This window comes from Cysteiniphilum marinum, from assembly GCF_014857925.1.
In the GTDB taxonomy this organism is placed as follows: Bacteria; Pseudomonadota; Gammaproteobacteria; order Francisellales; family Francisellaceae; genus Caedibacter; species Caedibacter marinus.
In genome coordinates, this window is sequence record NZ_JACYVZ010000016.1 from 31352 (window position 1) to 58093 (window position 26742).

The following is a 26742-nucleotide window of genomic DNA, read 5'->3' on the forward strand; positions in this document are numbered from 1 at the left end:
AGATGGCGAATGAAGTATGTTTTAGAACCCTGCACCTTGAAAGACCGTGGTCATTGAAGTCTTATGAGTCAATCGGGGGCTACTCTTATTGGAAAAGAATTCTTGATGAGAAGATTCCACCTGAAGTGATTATTGAGGAGCTTAAAAAATCTGGTCTACGTGGTCGTGGTGGTGCTGGTTTCCCAACGGGACTTAAGTGGAGCTTTATGCCGCGCAATTTGCCAGGACAGAAGTATGTTGTATGCAATTCTGATGAAGGTGAGCCTGGTACTTGCAAAGATCGCGAGATTTTACGTAATAATCCACATCAATTAATCGAAGGCATGGCAATTGCCGGTTATGTCACCGGTGCAACAGTTGGTTATAACTATATCCGTGGTGAGTTTTATGAGCCGATTGCGCGTTTTGAGGCGGCTTTAAATGAAGCCCGTGCAATGGGTTTGATCGGCTTTAACCTGCGCAGTTCAGGTGTTGATTTTAATTTATATTGTTCAATTGGAGCGGGTGCTTATATCTGTGGTGAAGAAACTGCATTATTAAATTCACTTGAAGGGCGTAAAGGTCAGCCGCGATTTAAACCACCGTTTCCAGCCAATAAAGGCTTATATGGTTGTCCGACCAATATTAATAATACTGAGACGTATGCTTCAGTGCCGCCAATACTAGAGCATGGCGGTGAATGGTTTCAGAAAATGGGCACAGAGAAAAGTGGTGGTACTAAGCTCTTCTGTGTTTCAGGGCATGTTAATACCCCCGGTGTGTTTGAGATTGGTCTTGGCACACCATTTAAAGACTTGCTAGCAATGGCAGGTGGCGTGCGTGATAATAAAAAAATCAAAGCGGTGATTCCAGGTGGCAGTTCATGTAAGATCCTAACTGGTGAGGAAATGCTATCTTTAACCATGGATTATGAAGCCATTGGTCAAGCAGGTTCAATGTTAGGCTCAGGTGCTGTTGTCGTGCTTGATGAAGATACATGTATGGTCGAGTTACTAGCGCGCTTAGCTGAGTTTTATTATGAAGAGTCCTGTGGACAATGCACACCGTGCCGCGAAGGTACTGGCTGGTTAGCAAGAACCTTAGAGCGTATTTTGCATGGTGAAGGTAAGCCAGAGGATATTGATAATTTAGCACGTGTCGCCTCAAATATTGAAGGCAATACCATTTGTGGTTTAGGTGACGCTGCGGCGTGGCCAGTACAAAGCTATATTAAGAAATTCAGACATGAATTTGAATATATGATTGAACATAAGCGCAGTATTGTCGGTGCTTAATAAATAGTGAAACCCTATTGCTAATTTGAGCCTAGGGTTAAAAATAAACGTAATTGTTGAAGGGTGACTCCCGTGTCAGAAAAAGAAGCAACAAAACAACTTAATATCGAGATCAATGGTCAGCCATATGCGGCGAAGCCAGGTGAGATGATTATTCAGATCGCTGATAGGCATGGTATTTATATTCCGCGCTTTTGTTATCACAAGAAACTCTCGATAGCAGCCAACTGCAGAATGTGTCTTGTCGAAGTTGAAGGGGCAAGAAAGCCATCTCCGGCGTGCGCGACACCGATTATGGATGGCATGAAAGTTTTCACAAAATCGCCAACGACACTTTCTTATCAAAAGAAGGTTATGGAGTTTTTACTGATTAACCATCCACTTGATTGTCCTATTTGTGACCAAGGTGGTGAGTGTGAACTGCAAGATGTGGCGATGGGTTATGGTAGTGACGTTTCTAAATATAATGAAACTAAGCGTGTATTTGATGATCCAACCTTAGGGCCATTAGTCGCAACTGATATGACGCGTTGCATTCAATGTACGCGTTGTGTGCGCTTTGGTGAAGAAATTAGCGGTGATAAAGAGCTTGGCGCGATGGGCAGAGGGGATCACACGCAAATCGGCACTTATGTTGCTAAAACTGTCAATTCAGAGCTATCCGGTAATATTATTGATTTATGCCCAGTGGGTGCATTAACGTCTAAGCCCTTTAGATTCCACGCACGTGCTTGGGAGTTGCAACAATATGCAACAATTTCAGGCGCTGATTGTGTTGGTGCGAATATCTACGCGCACACGCGTCGCAATCAGCTAATGCGTGTTGTGCCAAAAGAAAATGAAAGCATTAATGAAACATGGATTGCCGATAAGGACCGTTTCGCTTATACCGGTGTTTATGCCGAAGATCGTGTTACACAACCGATGATCAAAAAAGCAGGTGCTTGGGTTGATGTATCGTGGGAAGAAGCGCTTGATTTTGTCAAAGTGGCCATCGAGCAGACCAAAGCCCAAGATGGTGTTAATGCGATATCTAGTCTTGCCTCAGACTCTGCAACAACAGAGAGTTTATACCTTATCCAAAAACTGATGCGTCACGTTGGCTCAAACAATATTGATACACGCTTAATGCAAGCAGCACACGCCTTAACATTACACACAGGTGTTGGGTTTGATTGCGAATTAGCTGAGATTGAACATGCTGATGTTGCATTACTGGTTGGCAGCTATTTACGAAAAGAAGTGCCATTGATTAATCACCGCGTGCATAAGGCAGTGAAAAATGGCGCGAAGGTTTTGGCGCTCAATAGCCAAGAATATGACTTCAATTATGCCGTTCAGACGACACAAGTTGAAGCCAATGAGATGGTTTATGCGCTGGCAAATTTAGTGAAAGCCGTAGCACAAAAAAACTCTCAACCAATATCCTCAGAGATAGTTAAAAAGACCGTTGAATCATTAGAGATTTTGCCTGAGATTGAAGCTTTGGCAACCGCCTTGGTATCTTCTGAAAAGCCGATGATGATTTTAGGTTTTGATGCGATTTTAAATAAAGACTTTGCTGAAATTTACGCATTGTTTACTGAGCTTAAAACCTTACTCTCTGCCAAAGGTGGTGTACTTAGTTTTGGTGCTAATGCCAAGGGTGCGTTACTCGCAGGAGTAGCAAGTGAGTATCTGCCGGGTGCTAATGAAAACTTACAGCAAGGCATGAATGCACAAGCAATATTGAGTAATAAAACCAAATTACTATTGAACTTTGCGGTTGAGCCTGAGTTTGATTCAGTGCTAGGTCAAGAAGCCTTACAAAAGCTACAAGAGATTGATATCGTGGCAGCATTTACAAGCTATGCAACTGCTGAAATGTTTGAATATGCCGACATCATATTGCCGATTGCTACACATTTTGAAGAAGATGGTTCATTTGTAAATATCGCTGGACAAACACAGCGCTTTAAAGCCGCCATCCAGCCATATGAAGATAGTAAACCTTTGTGGAAAGTATTGCGTGTATTAGCGAACCTATTAGGTTTAGAAGGTTTTGATTACCAAACCGTTGATGAGGTTTATCAGGAGTTCACGACACATGAACAAGCTGAGTTAAAAGTTGATGTTGATGGATTGTTTAAAAAAGGCTTAACAGCATTGACTGAAGGCTATCATGTCACGCCTTGTGTGTCGATGTATCGTACAAATGCGTTATTAAGACGTGCTAAACCATTGCAAGCAACAAAAGATGCTCACTATGCGCAAAGCTTGCGTGTATCAGCTAAGTATGCCGCAGCGCATGAGATAAACACATCAGGTCGTGTGATTGTTAAACTTGATGACAAAGAGTACGAAGTGGATCTCATCATTGATGGAACATTAGCCAAGGACACGGTAATTGTGCCGTTTCAGCTTATGCCGACTTGTGGCAAAGCTTGGGGCAATGTTACAATCACGCCAATTAAACATACGGTGGTAAACGCATGATTTTAGATATTATCTGGATTGTTCTAAAAATCTTATTAATCGTTATCCCTTTGATTCTGGTCGTAGCCTATTACACTTATGCAGAGCGTAAAGTCATTGGTTACATGCAAGATCGTATTGGTCCAAATCGTGTGGGTTCTTTTGGTTTATTACAACCCATCGTTGATGCGGTTAAGTTGCTGCTTAAAGAAATTATTATTCCAGCGAAATCAAACCGCTATTTATTCTTTATCGCACCGATGCTTGCTTTTGCTCCTGCTTATACGGCATGGGCAGTTGTGCCATTTGGTCAAGGCATCGTGTTAGCGGACATTAACGCTGGTGTGTTGTATATTTTGGCGATGACTTCAATTGCAGTATATGGTGTCGTTATTGCCGGTTGGGCATCTAACTCGAAATATGCAATGTTTGGTGCATTGCGTGCAGCAGCTCAGGTTGTATCCTATGAGCTAGCAATGGGTTTTGCCATCATCGGTGTATTAATTGCCGCGGGTTCACTTAATCTAAGCACGATTGTCGAAACACAACAAGGCGGTATTTGGCACTGGTATTTCATCCCGCTATTTCCGTTGTTTGTTATTTATTTTATCTCAGGTGTTGCGGAAACTGGGCGTGCCCCATTTGATGTGATCGAAGGTGAATCTGAGATTATTGCCGGACATCATGTTGAGTATTCCGGTGCGCGCTTTGCGTTATTCTTCTTAGCAGAATATGCCAATATGATTTTGATCAGCTTGTTAACTGCGGTTTTCTTTTTAGGTGGTTGGATTTCGCCATTTGAAAACATTCCTGTGCTTGATCAGTTCTTTAGCTTTGTGCCTGGCATGATCTGGTTATTCTTAAAAACCGGTATTTTCATGTTTATGTATTTATGGATTCGTGCAACTTTCCCACGATATCGTTATGACCAATTAATGCGATTGGGCTGGAAGATCTTTATTCCAGTGACTTTAGTTTGGGTTATCGTGGTTGCATTTATGGTTAAACTTGGCTTAGGTCCTTGGTGGTAGGAGATTTATTGATGTTTAAAGCAATTAAACGCTATTGTCAGACCTTTTTGCTATGGGAGTTATTAAAAGGTCTTAAGATTACGGGTAAGCACTTTTTCACACGAAAAGTAACTGTGCAATATCCAGATGAAAGAACGCCGCAATCGGGTCGTTTTCGCGGGCTGCATGCACTTCGCCGCTATGAAAATGGTGAAGAGCGTTGTATCGCGTGTAAATTATGCGAAGTCGTTTGTCCTGCATTGGCGATTACTATTGAAGCAGAGCCACGTGAAGACGGTTCAAGACGTACGACAAAATATGAAATTGATTTGTTCAAATGTATCTTTTGTGGTTTTTGTGAAGAGTCATGTCCCGTGGACTCAATTGTTGAAACACGTGTATTTGAATACCACTTTGAAAAACGTGGTGAAAATATCATGACCAAAGCAAAGCTTTTGGCAGTTGGTGATAAGTATGAAGATGAAATCGCGAAAGATCGTGAAGCAGACAGAGCATTTAGGTAGGGATCGATGAGTGTAAATATTATCTTTTATGTATTTGCCGCACTAACGGTGCTAGGCGCGCTATTGGTGATCAATGCAAGAAACCCAGTGCGTGCAGTTATTGCGAAAGTCTTTACTTTCTTTGCAGCAGCAGGTGTTTGGCTTACGATGCAACAGGAATATCTGGCGTTACTTTTGATCATTGTTTATGTCGGCGCGGTTTTGGTGATGTTCTTGTTTGTGGTAATGATGCTAGATATCAATATTGTGATAAAGCAGAAGAAATTAGTATTCTACTGGCCGATCGTGATCTTATTATGTGCGTTCTTGGCCGTACTTATTTCAATTGTCGTTAGTCATACCTTTGCCGATAGAACCATGACCGGTGGTTTAGGTACCGTTGAAAATCTAGGGCGCGAGATGTTCTCGAACAAGTACCTCTATGCCTTTGAGCTTGCTGGTATGGTCTTATTAGCGGCGATGGTGTCTGCGATTACCTTGACTTTCCGTGGCAAAAAACCAGGTAACAAATCGATTAATCCAAGCCTGCAGATTCAGACACAAGCGAAAGATCGCTTAACCATGGTAAAGATGAAAGCGGAAAAGAGCGCTTCTGAAATAGCAAAAACAGAAAAAGCAGCAAATAAAGAAAAATCACAAGATGATTCTGATCAGGGAGAACCTAAGAATGACTAGTATTCCGGTACCCATTACGCATTATTTGATTTTTAGTGCGATTATATTTTCGATAAGCATTGCCGGTATTATTATGAACCGTCGCAATCTATTGATTTTATTGATGTCAATTGAGTTGATGCTCCTAGCAGTCAATACGAACTTTATTGCTTTCTCAAGTATGCTGAAACAAAACACAGGTGATGTGTTTGTCTTCTTTATTTTGACGGTTGCCGCTGCTGAAGCAGCCATCGGTTTGGCGATTGTGGTTGTGTTATTTAGAACACGCAAAACAATCGATGTTAGTCAATTAAATACATTAAAGGGCTAAGACGATGGGAATTGATTTTATTATTGCCATTATTATCTTGGCGCCAGCATTAGGTGCAATCGTTGCCGGCTTTTTTTCAAAAAAGGTGCAATTAACCGGTGTTAACTGCATTACGATTGGTTTGGTGCTTTTATCATTTATTTTGAGTGTTGTTCTGGCATTAGGCGTTTATTTACACAATGATGTTTATACGGTCACATACTTCAACTGGGCATTGTTCCCATCTTTAGGTATGACGGTCAGCTTCACTGTCGATAAGCTATCCGTCTTTATGATGCTGATCGTGACATTTGTCTCAACACTAGTGCATGTCTACTCAATTGGTTATATGAAAGGCGAAGCCGGTTATGCGCGCTTTTTTGCGTATATTTCAGGATTTACTTTTGCCATGCTTTGTTTAGTCATGGGTAACAACTTCTTAATACTCTTCTTTGGTTGGGAAGGAGTAGGGTTATTCTCCTATCTCTTAATCGGTTATTACTTTGATAAAGACTCTGCCAATGAGGCAAGCTTACGCGCTTTTATTGTTAGCCGTGTCGGTGATTTAGGATTCTTGTTAGGAATTGCTGCAGTCATTTACTATTGCAATTCGATCGATTACAACACCGTATTCACTGCTGTGAGTAACCTTGATAACAGCCAAATGATTTCGTTCTTAGGCATGCAATTTAGCCCGATCACATTGATGTGTGTGTTACTGTTTATCGGTGCAATGGGTAAATCAGCGCAGTTCCCGCTACATACTTGGTTAGAAGGCTCAATGGAAGGTCCAACGCCAATCTCAGCATTGATCCACGCGGCAACCATGGTGACTGCAGGTGTCTTTATGATTGCGCGCTTATCACCAATGTTTGTTCATTCAGCAACGGCATTAAGCTTTGTGATGATTATCGGTGCAATTACCTGTTTGTTTATGGGGCTCATTGCCATTGTGCAAATGGATATTAAGCGCGTTATCGCTTATTGTACTTTGTCACAATTGGGTTATATGATGGTTGCGCAAGGCGCCTCAGGTTTTTCTATTGGTATGTTCCATCTGATGACACATGCGATGTTTAAAGCATTACTATTCTTAGCAGCCGGTTCGGTGATTGTCGCGTTACATCACGAGCAAGACATGCGCAAGATGGGTGGCTTAAGAAAATACATGCCGGTGACCTATATCTGTATGATTATTGGGGGTTGGGCATTGGCGGCAATTCCACCGTTTGCTGGTTTCTTCTCAAAAGATTTGATTATTGACGCAGCAGCAACCACAACTTTGCCAGGGCACGAGTTTGCTTATTATTTAGTATTGGCTTGTGCTTTTGTGACTTCTTTCTACACCTTTAGAATGATCTTTATGACATTCCATGGTCCAACACGAATGGATGCGCATACTAAGGCGCATGTTAAAGAGTCACCATTGACGATTTTGATTCCATTGATTTTATTGGCTATTCCGTCAGTGTTCGCGGGGATGCTGTTCTTTGAACCAGCATTAACACCAAACCTTGCTAATGCACATGGTTTCTTTGGCAATACGATTGCACAATACTATGAACCTGCTTTAGGTAATATGACGGTTATCGCAACCTTAGCGCAAGAAGCAGCCACTAAAACGCCGTGGGATTTCGTAATGCATTCTGTGCATACACCGGCATTCTGGTTGGCAATTTCAGCACTTATTTTGGCATATATCTTCTATGTATTAGTACCAAGCATCCCTAAAGCTTTATCCAATATGCGCTCAGGATTTGGTATTTTGCATTATATCCTTGTCAAAAAATACTTTATCGATGGCTTATATGATCTTGTATTTGTCAAAGGTGTCGTGTTGCTAAGTAAGGTATTATGGGTTGTGATCGATATCTTTATGATTGATAAGGTCGCTGTTCAAGGCAGTGCGGATTTGATTTATTTTGCGGGTAAGAAGATGACACGTGTACAGCGCGGTTACTTGTTTGACTACGCACTGGTGATGTTGATTGGTGTTTTAGCATTGATCGCATGGCTAATTTTTTGGGTAAACTAAGGCTTTGGTTAAAGGAAAGTTAATACTATGTTTATAACTCACTATTTATTAAGCTTGCTAATCTGGGTGCCGATTATCGGTGGCTTTATTGTATTAGCAGCGAAATCGCCAGATGGCAAAAAAGAAGCGGCACGCTGGACGGCGCTAGCGGTTGCCATATTAACGCTTTTATTGTGTGTTCCTTTATACCTTGAGTTTGATCCAACCAGTGCTAGTATGCAGTTTGTTGAGCGTGTGCGTTGGTTTAGTTTATTCAATAATAATGATGCCGTTTACTATTATCTTGGCGTTGACGGATTCTCCGTGCTATTTATTATCTTAACAAGCTTTACCAATGTGGTGATTGTGCTTGCCGCTTGGCGTAGCATCAAAGTACGCTTAAGACAATATATGGCGATTTTCCTGATTACTACCGGCTTAACCAATGCTGTATTTATGGCGCAGGATACGATGCTGTTCTATGTGTTCTGGGAAGCGCTGTTAATCCCAACCACATTGGGTATCGGTATTTGGGGTGGCAAGAAAAAAGCCTATGCCGCGATTAAATATTTCTTATATACCTTTGCCGGCTCTATTTTCTTATTGGTTGCGTTTTTATATATCCAGCAACAAGTGGCAAGCTTACCAAGTGCAAGCTTAGTTGATAGTGGCACGTTCTCCATTCAAAACTTTATTTTCTGGGCAACTCAAGCAAATGATATGGGGCAGTTAGTCAATATCACGCTAACGGCTCAATGGCTATTGTTTGGTGCATTCTTTTTGGCGTTTGCCGTTAAGATCCCGATGTGGCCATTTCATTCATGGTTGCCAGATGCGCATTCTGAGGCACCAGCTGGCGGTTCGGTTGTCCTTGCTGCATTGATGTTAAAGTTGGGTGCTTATGGTTTCTTACGCTTTGTTTTACCATTGATCCCGAGTATCACGGCAGTCCTTGATTGGTTTTTGATTGGTATTTCACTGATTGCCATTGTTTATGTTGGGATTGTTGCGATTGCGCAAACTGATTTTAAACGCCTTATCGCTTACTCATCGATTTCCCACATGGGCTTGGTGACGTTGGCAATGTTCTCAATCTTCTTATTAGTGAAGAACAATCCTGATCAAGTACTAGGTATGGCAGATGCGCAATTAGCGATCCAAGGTGCAGTCTTTCAAATGATCGCTCATGCCTTCTCATCGGGGGGCATGTTTATTGGTTGCGGCTATCTATATTTACGGATGCAAAGTCGAAATATTGCCGATTTCCAAGGCGTTGCCCGTTCAATGCCAATCTTTGCGACATTCTTTATGTTGTTTTGTTTGGCAAATGTCGGACTTCCTGGTACCAGTGGTTTTGTCGGAGAATTCTTGATTATCTTGGCGGTATTTAAATACTCACCATGGGTAGCATTGCTTGCTGGCTTAACACTTGTTATTGCACCTGCCTATACTCTGTGGATGTACAAACGCGTGTTCTTTGGTAAGGTTGTCACAACTCAAGTGGCTAACTTAAAAGATATCAGTGGTCTTGAGATCTTTGTCTTTGTATTATTAGCGATTCCTACTATTTGGTTTGGTATTTATCCAGAACCAATTCTACAACTTTCTTCAGCAGCTTCGACACATATCATTCAAGCTGCACATGCGGTAACGATAGGGTAAAGAGAAATGATGTTAGCAAATATTATCACCATACTTCCTGAAATTACGTTAGGCATTGCCGCATTGGTCGTGATGCTGGCAGATTTATTCTTTGGCAAGAAAGTCAAAAATATTGCCTATATTCTGACACAAGTCTTTTTGATTATTACGGCGTGGATTTTATTAAAATCACTTAACTCGCATATTCATGTTGGTTTTGAAGGGCAGACCTTATCAACTGAGCTGACCTTTATCTTGCAAGAAGTCATTATACTTGTCGCATTTTTCGTTTTTATCTATTGCAAAGAATATATTGAAGACAGAAAGCTGCCACAGGGTGAGTTTTATGTCTTGTCGATATTGTCTATTCTAGGTGCGCTGGTTCTAACATCAGCACATAGCTTATTAACCATTTATATCGGCTTAGAGCTATTATCTTTGCCATTGTATGCGCTTTTAGCTATTCGTCGTGGTTTTGCCACAGGAGCAGAAGCAGCGATCAAATACTTTGTATTAGGTGCGATTGCTTCAGGTTTATTGTTGTATGGTATGTCATTTATCTATGGTGTTACCGGTAGCTTGGATTTAACGGAAATCGGTAGATATCTCGCCAATCCAGAAATGGCACATTCACAAATCGTGTTGATTGCCATGGTATTGATGATTGCAACAGCAACTTTTAAGTTGGGTGCCGTACCTTTTCATATGTGGGTGCCTGATGTTTATGAAGGATCTCCTAATGCCGTGACAGCATTTTTAGCTTCAGTGCCAAAGGTTGCCGCTTTCGCAATGCTTGTCAATATACTTATGATCGGTATGCCAGCGCAAGCTTTTGCATGGAGTAAAGTACTCACCGTACTAGCCGTTTTATCAATCTTCTTTGGTAACTTACTGGCGTTGGCACAAAAAAATGTCAAACGTATGCTCGGTTATTCAACGATCTCGCATATTGGTTTTGTGCTATTAGCATTGATATTAAACCCTGCAGCTTTTGCCATATCGACAGCGCTTTTCTATGTCATCATCTATGTATTGATGTCGGCAGCGGGCTTTGGTGTGTTGATCGTATTAAGTGTTCGCGGAAATGAAGTTGAGAACTTGGCAGATTTTGCGGGCCTTAATCGTCGTAATCCATGGATTGCTTTTATTATGTTAATCGTGATGTTCTCAATGGCAGGTATCCCACCATTATCAGGATTCACCGCTAAGCTATTTGTGATTATGGGCTTGATTGATACAGGACACTTAGGATTAGGTATCTATGCCTTAATTATGTCGGTTATTGCTTGTTACTATTATCTACGTGTAATCAAGTCGATGTACTTTGATTTACCAAAAAATCAAACGCCAGTTTACGCCAATAAAGTGACTTTGTTTGGCTTAAGTATCAATGCGGCACTTATTCTATTACTTGGTGTTTTCCCTGCGCTGTTAGTGACGCTTATTTCACCGATTTATGGGTTGTTTTAGCTTTTTCAACTAGCAAATGAGACTTGAGCCAAGCTCAATGTAATGTTGATGCTTATTTTTTTATATTCCAAGTAGTCAATAAAAAGCTCGATTTTCTCGAGTTTATCAAATAACTGAAACAAATTGGTTAGGGATGATCAGGTTATTTTTGTTGTTTTTCTTGCATAATACATTCTTTTGATCTTTAGTTTATATTGTGAGTTGTTTAGAGTGATTTAAATTCTATTTATTTTCTAGATGAATCGGGTTGGGCACTTTGTTGTAGTGTGTGCACTCTTAACTAAATTATTATTTTATATAAACTGGAGGAAGTAAAATGCGAGTGAAATCCATCATTTTAATTAGTATGGGCTCCATGTTTTCACTAGTCTCAAATGTATATGCTTCGGAGTGGCTTATCGGGGAAGGATTAATTTTTCCATCGCTAGCACAAGGGAAAAGTCAATGTTTTGAGTATAAGGGTGGCAATGACTTACCCATAAAGGTGGCAACAGAAGAGATATCTAAAGTGATAACAGACTATAAAAGTGCGCAGTCGAGCGTTGGCATAGAGGCAAGTGCGAATTTCTCATTTGCAGGTTTTAGTGGAGGTGCATCCATGGGGATGTCATCAAAAGTAGCTACCAATGGTAATGAGATTGGTTTTAGTTATTATGTAACAAAGTTAGGGATAAAGAAAAGCTCAAAATCATACATTGGATTAACAGAAGCTGGGCGAAAGCATTTTCAAGAATATGCAAGTACTAATACAGCAAATTTACTTGACGCAGCGGGTGAGTTAATACGCCAATGTGGGGCTAATATTGTTATGTCAGAAAAAAGAGGGGCATCCTATCAGCTAATGGCAAAAATATCTTCTAATTATTCTTCATCAGCACAGGAGCTTTCAGTAGAAGCGCAAGCATCGGGGAGTTTTTTTGAAGTCTCTAGTAAATTTAATTCAGCGCAAAATAATTCAAATCAATCATTCTCGCTTAGTATAGAAAAAAAATCAGATGGGCAAGTGCTCAATTATCCAGAGCTTGATGATGCTATATCACAATGTTCATTAACAGAAGATGGTCAAATTAATCAAAGTTGCAAAGATATTTTTAGTAAGTATGCTGGAAAAATTATTCATCATATCAATGATCCCGTTGCTGATTTTGATCTATTACCACAAGTAGGATTGCCTGAAGTTAAGCCATTAAGTGAGTTTGACCCTGAAGATATATTAACTTCAGCGCATGAAACTGCCTTAAATAAAGCAGTTAGTTTATATAAGCAACAATATGAACGTTTGCAGAATTTGTGGATTGAGCAGAAAAAGCTACATGCGAGCATTAATGGCGTCATGCACGTTTATAGTGGCAATGGCCCTAGGAAAATGCTTATAAGAAAAGCAGGAAAGAATAAACCTCAACTAAGTTACGCTTATGGTAATCTGGCATCAACAGAAAGCGTACTGGATAAATTAAAGCAATCACGTAATGATGTTAATGATAACGTTGAGAAACTTGAGCTCGCACTTTTTTCATGTAGTGATGGAATATGTAAAGAGCGCACTGTCGACGAAGTTTTAAAATCTATTAAACCTATTGATAGTAGCATTATAAATATGGTCAATAAAGTACAGCCAGTTGCTTTAGGTGAGCTAAAAGGCATCCAGATGCCAACCTCTGTTGCTTTAAATACAGGGTTGAGTGCGAGAGATAATAATTGTAATGATGAACTTCAAATAATTTTTAGTCACCCTGATGTAGAAAGTGTTATTGTCGTAGATCAAAAATTAACACCACAAGAAAATCATATTGTTAAAGTGCAGGGTTTATGTGCTAAAAACTCTAAGATCTCACGAATTCCAATATTTGTGACCTTAAAAACAGGTGAGGTTGCCTTTCGATTTATCAATAGCTTACCGGGTGAGGAAGCCAATAAGTTTGCAGTATCTAGTGCTATGGAGCTAAATAAGAAATCTGGTTCTGCTGCAATTGATGCAGACTGTAGTGATGTGAATAGTAATGTATCTATTACCGCTAATATGATTTATGAAGAACTCAATAGCAAGGTTGCTATGAGAGTTTATAGCTTGGGTAGTTGTCAAGTCTATGGAAGTAAGATTAGCTCAACTAAGGAATATGGAATTCCTGATAAGCAAAGGCGTCTATACATAGATATTATGGAGACTAAAGGCAAAAATTACATGCCATTATCTGGAAAAAAAGAATTATAAATTAAGCGATATGAAGCTGCTAAAAATAAATATGATATAAGGGTATATGTTATGAAAAAGTTGATATTAGTTTTTTTGACCTTTCTAATGAGTCATCTATGCTTCGCGGGTGCAGGCACTCAGTTTAAGTTGATTAATGCAAGTGATACACTTATCTTTTCCGTGGTACGAGATCATGTGAATTATGGTTATGTCGCTAACCCTAAAAATATTGGTCAGCAATGGCAACGTGATGCGCCCAAAGGAGAGGCTTTTTTTATGCAGGTTGGAAAAGGAGGTACCGCAGGGACAGATGGGTATCTTATTGTTGAAATAAAAGAAAAATCAACGCAAGATATAAAAGGGCATTGTCTTATGTATGTCTCAGCATCTTATAATGGGGCAGGAAACCATCTTGCGAAATGGGAGTGCACGACTGATTTGGTCGCAATTGATGTAATGTTTGGCTCCACTAAATATATCGTTTTAGTGAACTTTTCTGGAGAAGCTTATAAGCTTTAAGTCGCATTTCACAGTAGTAAGAGTAGAAAGATTAACTATAGGTTTGAATGTAACTTTAGCTACTTCAGCTTTGAAGAGAAAATAAATTTTACACTTAATCAATAGATATTAACGCGCGCAAACTTCCAAACCACTGAAGAAGAAAGCGATCTCAACAGCAGCGGTTTCAGCAGCATCTGAACCATGCACAGCATTAGCATCAATACTATCAGCAAAATCAGCACGAATCGTGCCAGCAGCAGCTTCTTTAGGGTTTGTCGCACCCATTAAATCACGATTCTTAAGAATAGCATTTTCACCTTCTAATACTTGAATCACCACAGGACCTGAGCTCATGAATTTTACAAGGTCATTGTAGAAAGGACGCTCTTTATGAACAGCGTAGAATTCACCTGCTTCGGCTGCTGATAGTTGTTTCATCTTAGCAGCAATCACTTTAAGGCCTGCTTGTTCAAAACGCGAGTAAATTTGACCAATAACATTTTTAGCAACTGCATCAGGTTTGATAATCGAAAGAGTTCTTTCAATAGCCATGTGTATTTTCCTTATTTTTTATTTGATAAAAGTCTTGGGCATTATACAAATGAACGAATGGAATGCAAGATTAAGCTGACAGCAAAGAATGAAAATGGATTTAAAAATACTTTGAATAAGTTTGCGCCACGACAAAACTATTATCCGCAGCTTTTGTCGTATCATCAGACAAATTAGCATGATAACCTGTAATACGAGCGCTACTGCCTTGGTTTTTGATATCAAACTGGTAAACAATACCGTTAATCTCACAGCTGTACTTTGTTGTGCATTGAATATTGCCAAACACACCACCAAGTGCCTTGATCGTTTGTGCATAGTTATAGTTATGCATATGAATAACATTATTTACTGTGGTGTGATTAAGTGCTAGATATTGATTATAATTGCTTTGCAGCTCAACTTTTAAGTTCTCTGAAATTTTCTTGTAAGCCTGAAACTTAGCAAAGAAAATAAAAGCCATATACAGTAAGACACCGGCAAGGATTAGTAGCACTAAAATGGCAACGGTTTGTTTGCCACTAGAAGCTTTCTTACTTGGTTGTAGTAGTTTCTCGTCCATTAGTTATCCTTAGTTAATACCAAAATATTTATTATAAAGTGCGTTAATTTCTTGCCAACGCTTATCATCATAAGGTAAAAGATTAGATGCCAAATAATCGCGCTCACTATTAAATGAGATCTCATCACCATCAGCAGCGTAGACTGCTAAGATCTTAAGACGAATATTTAAATTCTTAGCATCGCTATTTAACGCTTCTTGTAAGAGTGCTTTAGCCTGAGCTATATCGTGCGTTTCAATTAATTCATCCGCCTTATTAAGAAGGTTCACAAGTTCATCTTTGGATTTTTTCTTGGAGGTCTTTTTATCATTTGATGCGTTAACTGGTGTGCTAATATTAACTTTGACCTCAGGCTGTTTGGCATAAAACTGCTCTTTTAATTGACGTTTATCATCAGTTGACCTTGATGACTTACGTTTATAGCGGCGACGCCATATCAACAGGGCAATAATGATAATTAATAGAATAATATACCACTTGCTACCATCACTTTTTGTCTCGGTAGTGACGGTGGTTTGTGTGTCATTGGCATCCTGTGATTGATCATTGGTATTTGCCGTAGGAATAACAACACCCTGTTGCGTGTTTTCTTTGGTATTATCTATTGAGTTATTAGCGCTGCTAGGTGTGTTGTTACTAGAGATTACTGTGGTTTGCTGATGATCAATAGTGGGTGCACTGTTGTTTGGGTTCTCTGGTGCCGCAGTCGTATTTGGTGTTTCAACCGTTGGCTTAGTCTTGACTGGAGCAGGTGCCGATGCTTTTGGCGTGAGATATTGCGTATGCCTTAGGTTATAAAGTTTTAAACCATCTTCAAGCTCAGCTTTAGTGCTTGGAATTAAAAGCTTCTGATTAATATTAACAATATTATCATTAATTGAAGGGTTTTCTTTGGCATTGATTCCTTTAATTGCAGCAATCATATCTTTGTTAGGAATGCCCGAGATACTGTGTTTACTGGCAATGCGCCATAATGAATCACCGGATTTAACGGTGTAGGTGGTGATCGCAAAGCTTGGCACAGTAAATGCTGCAGTCATTAGAATAAGTGATTTGAGATAAAGTCTGGTACTTTTTTTCACAGCCTCTCCTTAATATAAGTCATCAATCTAAGGCGTGATTGTAATCGAAAATGGCAGCAATGACTATACGCTAAGCTTAATATGTTTCAAGCGCGCACCTACTAAGAATAAACAAGCAAAGTAACTAAAGATGCCAATACCTATGATCATAGATAAATGTAGAACTCGGCTTTTAAAGCTCAGCGCTAACCAATAACCTATATCCTGTTTAAGGTAATACAAAACAATAAACATAATACTTGCGGCGATAATGGCTTTGATAATAAGTGTGAATGTCGCAAGATCAAGGTGCACATGGGTGATACGTTTTAATGTGAGATATAATAACAATGCGTTAATAGCTGCGGTAATCGTTGTTGAGATGGCTAATGCTAGATAACCTAAATGATGTGTCTTGAGAATTAAGATCAATATAATATTACTTAGAATATTACAGATAATGCAAATCACACCAATCTTTAATGCCGCTTTGGTATGTCCTTTAGCGTAGAGTGCTGAGATAAATACTTTGATAAGTACGAAAGCAATAAGCCCAATAGCGAAGCTGATAAGAGCGCGTTGCGATTGAATGACATCAAAGGCGCTAAATTTGCCATATTGGAATAGCGTAATTAGAATCGGTGCGGATAATACGCTCATTGCAAAGGCTGCAGGAATGGTGATGATAAGACTAAGTTTCATCCCCCAGTTGACGATTTGACTAAAATCATGTGCTGAGGTTTTAATGTTACTTAATTTCGGCAAGATGGTAGTGGCAATTGCAATGCCAAAAATCCCTAAAGGAAACTGATTTAAGCGATCAGGATAATATAGCCATGACAAGCTGCCAACGGCTAGAAATGAAGCAAAAACAGTATCAAGCAATAAGCTGATTTGCACGACTGAAGCACCAAGAATACCGGGTAATAGTGATTTTAATATGCGCTTTAAATGATAACTGGGTTTGCGCAAACTCAGTGTGAGTTTAACACTTAATCGTCGTACACATATGAATAGAATGATACTTTGAATGAATCCTGCGATAAATACACTCCAAGCAACGGCATAAATCGGTGCTTTAAAATGCGAGGCACTTAGGATGAAGCTGATCATGCAGATATTTAGTATGCAGGGCATGAGTGCTGGAATATTAAAATGCTCATAACGATTCAGAAGTGCTGAGAAAAGGGCGGAAATGGAAATGAAAAACACATAAAGAGACATGATTTGTAGCAATTCTTTGGCAAGAACAAATTGCGTTTGATCATGATAAAAGCCAGGGGCGAAAATCATCACCCAAATACTGGCAAAGATAATACCTGTTAATGAGATTAGAAAGCTTGCTAAGGCAATAATGTTGAGCAGGGTAGAGAATAAATAATTTAAACGTTTATGAGATGATTGTTTGCTTAAACTTGGCACGAGCACTTGTGTGAGTGAGCCTTCGACAAATAATCGGCGCATAAAATTAGGTACGCGAAAGGCAACCAAAAAAGCCTCCATTGTTGCAGTAGCGCCAAAGTATTTAGCAAAAAGCATATCGCGAATAAATCCCAAGATACGTGAAATCAGTGTGATACCACTGAGTAAAAAAGTAGATTTAAATAAAGACTTTTTTTGCTTTTTTTGCTTGTTCAATTTTATAACATTAGCTTTCGCATTTTTGCCTGTGATTGTAGGGGGTAATGACTACGAGGTCAAAAAAAACTGTATTGTTATATTCCCAAAAGTCTTTTATGGTTCTATACTTTTTAGTGACTTACGTAAACTAGAGGTGATCATGATGGCAAATGTCAGATTTAATGCAGAAATACAAGATAGATTGGCTTATCTAGCCAAAGAAACTGGTAGAACAATCTCTTACTACATTCGTGAAGCTGTTGAGTCAAAAATTGAAGATTTAGAAGATATTTATCTCGCTGAGAAAGCATTAGAGGATCTTAAAGCAGGGCGTAGTTCTGTTGTCTCATGGGAGTCGATAAAAAAGGGAAATAACTTATAATGTGGAGGGTCGCTTTTGACAAAAAAGCAGAAAAACAATTCAATGGGTTGGATTCGCAAGTTAAAAAAAGAATCGCTAAATTTATTGATGAGAGGTTGATTCCCTCTAGTGATCCTCAGGATCTGGGCAAGCCGCTTGTTGGTAAATCGTTTGGTAATCATATTCGTTTTAGAATAGGCGATTATCGCTTAATTTGTGACATACAGGATCAAGAAATTACCGTTTTAGTTTTGCGCATTGGGCACCGTCGAGAGATTTATCGTGGCTAATTAAATTGATAATGTCAAAACTGCAATCAATAAAGGGATTGTGGGATCGCTCGTGCAGCTTAAGCTGCGCGGAGAAGGGAATTAAAGCGAATTAAAACTTTGCGTTCCCTGGCGTGCGTGGGAATGGAATCACATCACGAATATTCGGCACACCAGTGATATAGCCCAATAGACGCTCAAAACCAAGCCCAAAGCCACAATGTGGTACTGTGCCATAGCGGCGTAAATCGCGATACCAATATAAACCTTCAGCATCAACACCGGTTTCAGCAATGCGCTTATCAAGTATTTCAAGACGTTCTTCACGTTGACTGCCACCGATAATCTCGCCAATACCAGGTACCAATACATCCATTGCTGCAACGGTTTTATTATCGTCATTTAAGCGCATATAAAAGGCTTTGATATCCTTTGGATAGTTCATTAAGACGACTGGGGATTTGAAATGCTCTTCACACAAAAAACGCTCATGTTCAGATTGTAGATCCAAGCCCCACTCAACCGGATAGTCAAATGTCTTGCCACAGCTTTTTAAGATCTCAATGGCATCTGTATATTCAACGCGAATAAAGTCATTGTTAACAACAGAGTTTAGTTTATCCATCAAGCCTTTTTCCATAAACTGATCAAAGAACTTTAGATCATCTTGGCGCTCATGCATAATGGTTTTAATCACTGATTTTAAGAGCTTTTCTGCCAAGTCAGCATCATCATTCAGATCAGCAAAAGCAAGCTCAGGTTCAACCATCCAAAACTCAGCCAAATGGCGTGAGGTATTTGAGTTTTCCGCACGAAATGTTGGGCCAAAGGTATAGACTTTGGATAACGCCATACAATAAGTTTCAACATTTAATTGTCCAGAAACGGTTAAGAATGTCTCACGACCAAAAAAGTCTTGAGTGTAATCAATCTTGCCTTGATCGTTTTTAGGTAAATTTAACTGATCTAATGTTGAAACGCGAAATAACTCACCAGCACCTTCACAATCATTTGAAGTTAGAATCGGTGTGTTAACCCAGAAAAAGCCTTCATCATTAAAGAAGTTATGAATAGCATTGGCTAAAGTATGGCGCATGCGCGAAACGGCACCGATCAAGTTAGTACGAACGCGTAAATGTGCATGTTCTCTTAAGTGTTCCATGGTATGGCGCTTAGGTGATACCGGATAGGTTTCAGGGTTATCAATCCAGCCATGAACAATGACCTCATTTGCTTGGATTTCAACACTTTGTCCTTTGCCTTGTGATGCAACTAGTGTGCCCGTTACTTCAAGCGCGCAGTCTTTAGTTAGACTCAAGATCTCTGATTGGTAATTAGCAAGTGTGCTTTCAACAATTGCCTGAATGGGATCAAAGCATGAGCCATCGTGAATGGCTAGAAAAGAAAGCCCGGCTTTTGAATCGCGACGGCTTCTTAGCCAGCCTTTAACGGTGACTTTTTGCCCAATAAGACTTGGTGTGGTAAATAGCGCTTTTGCGGTATGTGTTTGTGTCATATTTGTTTTTACCTGTATTTTCATTTTTATCTAACATGCTATTTTTGCTGTGTATCGCATAAGGTGGTTGCCGCAAAAGGGCATATGCAACACTCGGGCGTATGCAATACGCCCCTACGGGCGAGGGCATGTTTCATTTAACTCAATTTTTCGCAAGCGATTATAACGATATTTGCACTTAAGCGGTAGAACAAGATTGCAAATTGGCATGAAGATTGACAGGGAAATCACATTTAAATCCTCTGAATGATTTATGCGCGGTATAGCACTTTCTAAAAGCTAACAAAAATAGATATTCTCTTTGTATCAATGCCTGTTGTCGACTAAAATCAGTGAAGATATTATGATGATAATATAAATGGTGGGTCGTGCAGGATTCGAACCTGCGACCAATTGGTTAAAAGCCAACTGCTCTACCAACTGAGCTAACGACCCTAAGACAGGGCACATTATAGGGAATATGGAGTCAATTGCAATATGAACATGAGAAAAAGTAAAAAAAAGAGCGAAAATAATAAATATGCTCGAAGCTTAGGCTTTAGCTTGATCGAAGGGATGGTTGTTATTGTTGTAATGGCAATTGTTATTGCAGTTGCTGTGCCTATGATGATTGGCACCTTTGGGCGTGCTAATTCAGAAATTTATTTAGATAAAGTTAAAGCGGCTTTAGAGTTAGGCCGAATTACTGCAATGTCAGAAGCGGTCAACGTCTTTCTGTGTCCAAGTGTGGATGGTGCTACGTGTGCGGCAGTGCCAGCAAGTAATTGGGGTAATAATCGCTTGATTTTATTTACAAGCTCGGATGGAGTGTCGACTGATGTTGACCGCATTATTACAACGATTGAGGCACCTGCTGCGGGAGAGTATATCTCAAGCACAGGTGGTAACACGGTGGTATTTCGACCAAGTGGATTATCATCTACGATGACGTCTTTACGTTATTGTGCAATTGTTGATGGACAAGGCGCAGGACGCTATGATCGAGAAGTAGTGATTAATATGATTGGCAGAGTTCGGCTTGATATTTATAGTGATTCACAAACTTGTTCTTAACTTTAATTCTTAATGCAATTTATAATACTCCCCATATTTGGGGTCATAGTTTGAGACAGACAAAGAGTCTTAAAGAGGTTAAATTTCATATCAAATTGACGGGGCAGATCAAATCACACCGATCACCAAAGCAATCATAAGCTCGATAACTGAAAAGCCCTTGTAATAGTGTGTCATATCTTTTGAAATAGTCATTAAGATTTAGAATAGATCGTCTGTTTTACGATTAAAAATATTACGATGCTTTTGCGCTTCTTTTTTTTGTGATTGTGAGCGTGTTGGGAAGTCACGATCGTAATTGGCAAGAAAATCTCCGGCATTACTGACGTATTCACGTTGCTTTTTATTGTCAAAAAGGTGCAGCATTTTAAGAATAATGGACATAACTTATCTAAGTTGTTGTTTCTATTTTGTTGGCGATTATACTAGAATGCCTAACAAAAACCTATACCATGTACAACCGTAAGGCAAATTTATGCGCCCAGGCCCTATTTTTAAAGTATTAGGCATGTTGCTGATGTTCTTTAGTTTGACGATGTTAACACCCATCATCGTCAGCTTGGTTTATCATGAACATAATAGCGAACCTTTTTTATCGAGCTTCTTAATTACATTGATCTCAGGGGTTGTCTTTTGGGCACTTAGCTCTAAGTCAAAAAAGCAGTTGACGGTTAAAGATGGATTTATTGTCGTGATTGCCATTTGGTCAGTGCTTGGGTTTTATGGTGCGATTCCTTATATGCTGTCAAATGGTTTGCATTTAAGCTTTTCTGACGCGGTGTTTGAATCAATTTCTGGGTTTACGACGACGGGTGCTACGGTCATTCATGGTCTTGATTCATTGCCTAAGAGTATCTTGTATTATCGTCAGCAAACACAGCTTCTAGGTGGTATGGGGATTATTATCTTATCTGTGGCAATTCTGCCAATGCTTGGTGTTGGCGGTATGCAGCTTTATCGCGCTGAGGCAAATGGTCCATGGAAAGAGAATAAGTTAACCCCAAGAATCGCTGATACCGCCAAAGTACTGTGGGGTATTTATCTGTTACTCGTTGTGCTGTGTATTATCAGTTACAAACTTGGCGGTATGAATTGGTTTAATGCGATCTGTTATGCTTATTCAACAATTGGTACGGGTGGTTTTGCGCCAACAGATGCATCAATGAGTGGTCAAACGCCGCTGATTTACTCGATCTGTATCTTTTATATGATGGTTAGTGCAACAAGCTTTGCACTGCATTTTACTGCATTTAAGCGTTTATCACTTAAGGTCTATTGGCGTGATCCTGAGTTTCGCGCTTATATCTTTTTTGCCTTTTCAATGATTGTGATTGTTGTATTAACATTGATCTCACAAGATGCAACGAAGAGCAATGATCGCGCGTTTTGGGATGGCTTATTTCAAGTTGCATCATTTGTGTCAAACACGGGCTTTACAGCGGATGCAAATTACCATCTATGGCCATTATTCTTGCCAATCTTATTAATGGTTATTGGTCTTATTGGTGGATGTGCGGGTTCAAGCTCGGGCGGACTTAAGATCGTGCGCGCGGTACTCTTAAGAAAACAAGCCTTTCGTGAAGCGCGACGCTTAGTGCATCCTGCGGGTGTTTTCCCTGTGAAATTTGGCAATAAAGTCATGTCAGAAACGGTCATGAGTAGTGTTTGGGGCTTTGTTGCGGCTTATTTTATTTTATTTGTGATCTTATGGTTATGTATGATGGGGGTTGGGATTGATTCGGTGACGGCATTTTCAGCGGTGGCGGCAAGTATCTCAAATTTAGGTCCTGGTCTTGGGCAAGTAGGGGTGAATTATGCTACCTTACCGACTGAAGCGCATTGGATCTTGAATTTTGCGATGCTTTTAGGGCGCTTGGAGGTCTTTACCATTTTAGTATTATTTACACCGGATTTTTGGCGCCGATAATTAGGACATTGGTTGTTGTATGGTGTTGTATTTTTTAAGCTCTTCAGTATCAATCATCCCGTGATTAAAGAGTTTGGTTAATGCCTGCTCTAAGGTTTGCATGCCTTTATTTTGACTGGTTTGCAACACATTATAAAGCTGAGGAATTTTATTCTCGCGAATAAGGTTACGCACAGCCGTGTTAGCAATGAGTACTTCATGTGCTGCGATGCGTCCGCCTTCTTTTTTACGAATAAGCCGCTGAGCAATAACGGCTTGTAAAGACTCAGAAAGCATCGAGCGAATCATTGGCTGCTCATCTCCTGGGAAGGCATTGATAATCCGATCAATGGTTTTGGGTGCTGATGAGGTATGCAAGGTGGCAAATACCAAATGCCCCGTTTCAGCGGCAGTTAACGCCAGACGAATGGTTTCAACATCACGCATCTCGCCAACTAGAATATAATCTGGATCCTCACGCAGTGCCGCACGAAGGGCGGCATTAAAGCTTAAAGTATCACGTTTAACCTCACGTTGATTGATAAGGCATTGCTGTGATTTATGGGTAAACTCAATTGGATCTTCAATCGAGATAATATGTCCTTTTTCAGTTTTGTTAATATGATCAATCATTGCGGCAAGTGTCGTACTCTTACCACTGCCTGTGGGACCAGTAACGACAATCAGTCCATGTGGTTTATGCATCAGTTCTTTGAAAATCTCAGGTGCTTCAAGCTCATCCAATGTGTAAACACTCTCAGGAATCACGCGAAAAACTAGCGCACTGCCGCGATCTTGTTTAAAGGCATTCACCCTGAAACGTGAGTGAAGCTCTGGCAAATGGACAGAGAAATCATATTCTAAGTTTTTTTGAAAATTTTGATATTGCTCCGAGCTCATGACTTCATGCAAGTAGCTCTCAAGGTTTTCCTCAGTTAATAGCTCATCATTGATAGATTCAATATGTCCATCAATGCGTAGCTTAGGTTTAGCACCACTAGAGAGATGTAAATCCGATGCCTTTTTGCTAATACAAAGCGATAATAATTCCGTAAGGTTCATGTTAAGATATCCTTCTTACTAACTATACCCTCTAAGACTATAGCAGATGAATCATGATCAAGAAGTGCAATTGCGACAAAATTTATCAAAGCTACAACAACGCATTGAGTCATTGGCTACTAAGAATAGTACTAAACCACAACTATTAGCCGTATCAAAAAAACAGTCTATTGAGGCGATACGTGTGATTTACAATGCGGGTATACGCACTTTTGCTGAGAGCTTTGTGCAGGAAGCGATTGACAAGATCCCCGCGTTGCCAGAGGATATTACATGGCATTATATTGGGCGCCTGCAGTCAAATAAGCTTAAAAAAATCGCGCAATATTTTGATTGGATGCATACGCTTAGCAGTATTGAATACGCTCAAAAATTACAGCGTCACTGCGCTGAATTGAACAAAACAATGCAGGTACTAATTCAGATTAATATTGATCTTGAACCACAAAAATCAGGCATTATGCTAGATGATAGCGATGCAATTAAGTATTTAGTTGACTATATTGTGAAATATTGTCCTAATCTTAAACTTTGCGGCTTGATGTGTATGCTCGAAGATACTGGTGAATACGATAAAGAGTTAGCAAGCTTTGATAAACTTGTTCAATGTAAAGACAATATAAACCAAAAGTTTAAGCTTAATCTGCAAGAGTTATCAATGGGCATGAGTGGTGATATGCCCGCAGCGATTGCTGCAGGCAGCACGATGCTGCGTATAGGAAGCACTATTTTTGGTGCGCGTTAAATTTTTGACTTTTAGAACCAGAATCAAGCGACTTGCTAGAAAAAGCATTTGTTTTTCAAAAACTGAGCTAATGCATGATACGATCATTGGTCTTTATATCAATCGAGTTGAGTGGGGATGAAACATATAAAATGCTAAAGTATCACTCCACCCATTAAATCACCCGATCAGTTGGTATATATACATTCGCATACCAATAACAATAAAAACTTTATTTTTTGAACATTATGTATAAGCATAAGATTGATTCATATAAGTTAATCATGTAGGCAATTAATTTGTTCTATTAAAAGATATATTGACTATTAAAGGAGTTACTATGATTAAATATTTACGTTCAATAATATATTTTGTATTTTCGGCATTATTATTGATTGCTTACTTGCCGTCGTATTCTGATGAAAAATATGAGAGTAATAAAAAAAGTATTGTTTTAGGTGCTTTAAAATTTCCCTCACATGCAGCTAGTTTTATTGCTTATGAGAAAGGTTATTTCAATGATGAAAATCTATTGATTAAGTTTAAATATTATGACAGTGCTTATTCTATGGCTAATGCTTTAATTTCAAAAGATATTGATTTTGCTATTACCGCAATAACTCCTGAGCTTGTTAATAATGCCATAGGCGCAAATGAGAGTATTAAAATATTTGGAGGCATGCTTAAGGAAGACGAGAAAAACAGTCAACTAATTTTATCTTCTACAGAATCCTATAAAAATGGTTTAAATAGTATTAAAGCTTTCAAAAACTACAATGATACATTGTTTGGAGTAACAAGCAAAGGATCAACTTTTCATTACATGGCATATAAAATTTATGAAAGTCTGGGAATTAAAAATTTACCGATAGTAGTACTGAATGATGTAACTACTATTAAAGAAAAATTAAAGAAAAATGCAATTTCTTCTATGACTATAATATCAGGGATAGGAAATGAACTGATAGATAACAATGAGGCAAAAGCTATAGGAACAATATTTGATATAATTCCAAATTACCAAATTACAGTAATGTTTACATCAAAAAAATTGCTTGATAATGAACGTAAAATTGTTAAGAAATTTAAAAAAGCTATTAAAAAAGGTGCTCGTGATTATAATCACGCATTCATTGATCAGATGAGTTCTGAAAAAGAAAAATCAGAAATCGTGCTTATCTTAAAGAAATATATTTATCCTAATTTATCACAACAAGAAGCAGAAAAAATGATTGAAAATGGGGCAATGAGACTAACTCCTAATAAGAGGATTAATATGGATAGTATTGATGATCAATTAAAGTTCTTTGAAAATGAGGGATTAATTCCCAATGACGTTAAGTCTAGTGATATTGTTTCTGATCTATAATGTAAATGGTTATCAAATTTATTAGGTAATTATATTTAACCTATATCAATAGATAGAGAGTTGTTAAGTATAAATACAATACTCACCTTAAAAAGTCTGCAACATTTGTATTGAGCCACTCTGACAACTGCGTCTATAAGAAGATTGGGGTGAAAAAGCCTAAAAGGAGATGGAAATTGAGTATTGTTAAAAGTTTGGCTAAAGCGAAGATGGAAAATAAAAAAGTAGAATTACACACTAAAGGCGGAGAAAAGCTTATAGGTATTGTGTTGAGTTTATCAGATTCAAAAGTCACTATTTTACTTGGTTATAGTGCAAAACGTGATTTTTTGATTAGTCATCTAGTATCGGTTGACATATTAGATGAAAAAATAGGAGTGTCTTTATAAGAAGTGGTGTGATCATTTTATTTAGAGGCTGCTCTCAAGCATCCATCTATTTTTTTCATGGATAGAAATTCGTCCGATAATAAAATCAGTGGTTACTTCATCTTTGATCTCTTGGGTAATTTTTGAGACTGTTCACTCAACTGTGTCACCCTAAAGCTCAAGTTTTAACCGTTCAGGAAAAAAGATGTTGAGCTGCGAAACGGTTGTTGCCCAGTTTGCCACTGGCATCGTCCATTTCTTTTTAATGTGCT

At 39.0% G+C, this 26742-nt stretch carries 26 protein-coding genes, 1 tRNA gene and 1 pseudogene; 19 read left to right on the forward strand and 9 right to left on the reverse strand.

Annotation, left to right across the window (positions count from 1 at the left end; all coding sequences use genetic code 11):
• The first annotated feature begins 2 nt into the window (after positions 1-2).
• The 11 genes from nuoF (at position 3) to IE867_RS08560 (ending at position 14064) form a co-directional block, all read left to right on the forward strand.
• Positions 3-1274: an NADH-quinone oxidoreductase subunit NuoF gene (gene nuoF / locus IE867_RS08510; protein ID WP_192484299.1), complete on the forward strand. Its 1272-nt coding sequence runs from the start codon at positions 3-5 to the stop codon at positions 1272-1274.
• Between the two features lie 72 nt (positions 1275-1346).
• Positions 1347-3749: an NADH-quinone oxidoreductase subunit NuoG gene (gene nuoG, locus IE867_RS08515; RefSeq protein ID WP_192484300.1), complete on the forward strand. Its 2403-nt coding sequence runs from the start codon at positions 1347-1349 to the stop codon at positions 3747-3749.
• Positions 3746-4759, forward strand: a complete 1014-nt coding sequence (nuoH, locus tag IE867_RS08520; protein ID WP_192484301.1) for an NADH-quinone oxidoreductase subunit NuoH — start codon at positions 3746-3748, stop codon at positions 4757-4759. The genes nuoG and nuoH overlap by 4 nt, the downstream gene beginning before the upstream one ends.
• Before the next feature lie 11 nt (positions 4760-4770).
• Positions 4771-5262: an NADH-quinone oxidoreductase subunit NuoI gene (gene nuoI / locus IE867_RS08525; RefSeq protein ID WP_192484302.1), complete on the forward strand. Its 492-nt coding sequence runs from the start codon at positions 4771-4773 to the stop codon at positions 5260-5262.
• Between the two features lie 6 nt (positions 5263-5268).
• Positions 5269-5937, forward strand: coding sequence for an NADH-quinone oxidoreductase subunit J (locus tag IE867_RS08530; RefSeq protein WP_192484303.1), 669 nt, complete (start codon positions 5269-5271; stop codon positions 5935-5937).
• Positions 5930-6247 (forward strand): NADH-quinone oxidoreductase subunit NuoK, encoded by a 318-nt coding sequence (gene nuoK, locus IE867_RS08535; protein WP_192484304.1) that lies wholly within the window; start codon positions 5930-5932, stop codon positions 6245-6247. Before IE867_RS08530 ends, nuoK begins: the two co-directional genes overlap by 8 nt.
• A 4-nt stretch (positions 6248-6251) precedes the next feature.
• The gene (gene nuoL / locus IE867_RS08540; RefSeq protein ID WP_192484305.1) at positions 6252-8261 is read left to right on the forward strand and encodes an NADH-quinone oxidoreductase subunit L; all 2010 of its coding nucleotides are present in this window, start codon (positions 6252-6254) and stop codon (positions 8259-8261) included.
• Positions 8262-8288: 27 nt separating this feature from the next.
• Positions 8289-9902: a complex I subunit 4 family protein gene (locus IE867_RS08545; RefSeq protein WP_192484306.1), complete on the forward strand. Its 1614-nt coding sequence runs from the start codon at positions 8289-8291 to the stop codon at positions 9900-9902.
• Between the two features lie 6 nt (positions 9903-9908).
• Positions 9909-11351 (forward strand): NADH-quinone oxidoreductase subunit NuoN, encoded by a 1443-nt coding sequence (gene nuoN / locus IE867_RS08550; RefSeq protein WP_225630006.1) that lies wholly within the window; start codon positions 9909-9911, stop codon positions 11349-11351.
• 355 nt (positions 11352-11706) lie between these two features.
• Complete coding sequence (locus tag IE867_RS08555; protein ID WP_192484307.1) at positions 11707-13563, forward strand: hypothetical protein; 1857 nt, start codon at positions 11707-11709, stop codon at positions 13561-13563.
• 51 nt (positions 13564-13614) lie between these two features.
• Positions 13615-14064, forward strand: coding sequence for a hypothetical protein (locus IE867_RS08560; RefSeq protein WP_192484308.1), 450 nt, complete (start codon positions 13615-13617; stop codon positions 14062-14064).
• A gap of 108 nt (positions 14065-14172) precedes the next feature.
• Here the strand turns inward: IE867_RS08560 and ndk are convergent, their stop codons facing one another.
• From ndk to murJ, 4 genes are all read right to left on the reverse strand, one after another.
• Positions 14173-14598 carry a nucleoside-diphosphate kinase gene (ndk, locus tag IE867_RS08565; protein WP_192484309.1) on the reverse strand — a complete coding sequence of 142 codons (426 nt, stop codon included), beginning with the start codon at positions 14596-14598 and terminating at the stop codon, positions 14173-14175.
• Positions 14599-14698: 100 nt separating this feature from the next.
• The gene (locus IE867_RS08570; protein WP_192484310.1) at positions 14699-15160 is read right to left on the reverse strand and encodes a hypothetical protein; all 462 of its coding nucleotides are present in this window, start codon (positions 15158-15160) and stop codon (positions 14699-14701) included.
• 9 nt (positions 15161-15169) lie between these two features.
• Positions 15170-16243 carry a type IV pilus assembly protein FimV gene (locus IE867_RS08575; RefSeq protein WP_192484311.1) on the reverse strand — a complete coding sequence of 358 codons (1074 nt, stop codon included), beginning with the start codon at positions 16241-16243 and terminating at the stop codon, positions 15170-15172.
• A 63-nt stretch (positions 16244-16306) separates the two neighbouring features.
• Entirely contained in the window at positions 16307-17860 is a 1554-nt protein-coding gene (murJ, locus tag IE867_RS08580) for a murein biosynthesis integral membrane protein MurJ (protein WP_192484312.1), read from the reverse strand.
• Positions 17861-18005: 145 nt separating this feature from the next.
• Here murJ and relB point away from each other — a divergent pair, with 145 nt between their 5' ends.
• Together relB and IE867_RS08590 are read left to right on the forward strand one after the other, a co-directional pair.
• Positions 18006-18224: a type II toxin-antitoxin system RelB family antitoxin gene (gene relB, locus IE867_RS08585; RefSeq protein ID WP_203250004.1), complete on the forward strand. Its 219-nt coding sequence runs from the start codon at positions 18006-18008 to the stop codon at positions 18222-18224.
• Positions 18224-18493: a type II toxin-antitoxin system RelE family toxin gene (locus IE867_RS08590; protein WP_192484314.1), complete on the forward strand. Its 270-nt coding sequence runs from the start codon at positions 18224-18226 to the stop codon at positions 18491-18493. The genes relB and IE867_RS08590 overlap by 1 nt, the downstream gene beginning before the upstream one ends.
• A gap of 91 nt (positions 18494-18584) precedes the next feature.
• Here IE867_RS08590 and asnS read toward each other — a convergent pair whose 3' ends face one another.
• Both asnS and IE867_RS08600 read right to left on the reverse strand, forming a co-directional pair.
• A complete protein-coding gene (asnS, locus tag IE867_RS08595) occupies positions 18585-19988 on the reverse strand; it encodes an asparagine--tRNA ligase (RefSeq protein ID WP_192484315.1) in 1404 nt (467 codons plus the stop codon).
• 359 nt (positions 19989-20347) lie between these two features.
• A tRNA-Lys gene (locus IE867_RS08600) sits at positions 20348-20423 on the reverse strand.
• A gap of 48 nt (positions 20424-20471) precedes the next feature.
• Here IE867_RS08600 and IE867_RS08605 point away from each other — a divergent pair.
• Positions 20472-21041, forward strand: coding sequence for a GspH/FimT family protein (locus tag IE867_RS08605; RefSeq protein WP_192484316.1), 570 nt, complete (start codon positions 20472-20474; stop codon positions 21039-21041).
• Positions 21042-21149: 108 nt separating this feature from the next.
• On the opposite strand, the gene IE867_RS14975 is transcribed toward IE867_RS08605, so the two are convergent.
• Both IE867_RS14975 and IE867_RS08615 read right to left on the reverse strand, forming a co-directional pair.
• Positions 21150-21236 (reverse strand): prepilin-type N-terminal cleavage/methylation domain-containing protein, encoded by an 87-nt coding sequence (locus tag IE867_RS14975; RefSeq protein WP_192484322.1) that lies wholly within the window; start codon positions 21234-21236, stop codon positions 21150-21152.
• 6 nt (positions 21237-21242) lie between these two features.
• Complete coding sequence (locus tag IE867_RS08615) at positions 21243-21425, reverse strand: CBU_0585 family protein (RefSeq protein ID WP_151192829.1); 183 nt, start codon at positions 21423-21425, stop codon at positions 21243-21245.
• A gap of 91 nt (positions 21426-21516) precedes the next feature.
• Between IE867_RS08615 and IE867_RS08620 the strand changes: the two genes are divergently transcribed.
• Complete coding sequence (locus IE867_RS08620) at positions 21517-22968, forward strand: potassium transporter TrkG (RefSeq protein WP_192484317.1); 1452 nt, start codon at positions 21517-21519, stop codon at positions 22966-22968.
• Here IE867_RS08620 and IE867_RS08625 read toward each other — a convergent pair whose 3' ends face one another.
• Positions 22969-24009 carry a type IV pilus twitching motility protein PilT gene (locus IE867_RS08625; protein WP_192484318.1) on the reverse strand — a complete coding sequence of 347 codons (1041 nt, stop codon included), beginning with the start codon at positions 24007-24009 and terminating at the stop codon, positions 22969-22971. It lies immediately after the preceding gene.
• Positions 24010-24055: 46 nt separating this feature from the next.
• On the opposite strand from IE867_RS08625, the gene IE867_RS08630 reads away from it, so the two are divergent.
• The 4 genes and pseudogenes from IE867_RS08630 to IE867_RS08645 all read left to right on the forward strand — a co-directional run bounded on the left by IE867_RS08630 (position 24056) and on the right by IE867_RS08645 (position 26491).
• On the forward strand, positions 24056-24754 hold the full coding sequence (locus IE867_RS08630) for a YggS family pyridoxal phosphate-dependent enzyme (RefSeq protein ID WP_192484319.1): 699 nt from the start codon (positions 24056-24058) through the stop codon (positions 24752-24754).
• Positions 24753-24875: pseudogene (locus IE867_RS08635) on the forward strand (IS1 family transposase); the annotation flags it as partial. The gene IE867_RS08630 and the pseudogene IE867_RS08635, both read left to right, overlap by 2 nt.
• 198 nt (positions 24876-25073) lie before the next feature.
• Positions 25074-26102 (forward strand): ABC transporter substrate-binding protein, encoded by a 1029-nt coding sequence (locus tag IE867_RS08640; RefSeq protein ID WP_192484320.1) that lies wholly within the window; start codon positions 25074-25076, stop codon positions 26100-26102.
• Positions 26103-26278: 176 nt separating this feature from the next.
• Positions 26279-26491: a hypothetical protein gene (locus IE867_RS08645; RefSeq protein WP_117003826.1), complete on the forward strand. Its 213-nt coding sequence runs from the start codon at positions 26279-26281 to the stop codon at positions 26489-26491.
• Positions 26492-26742: the final 251 nt, after the last annotated feature.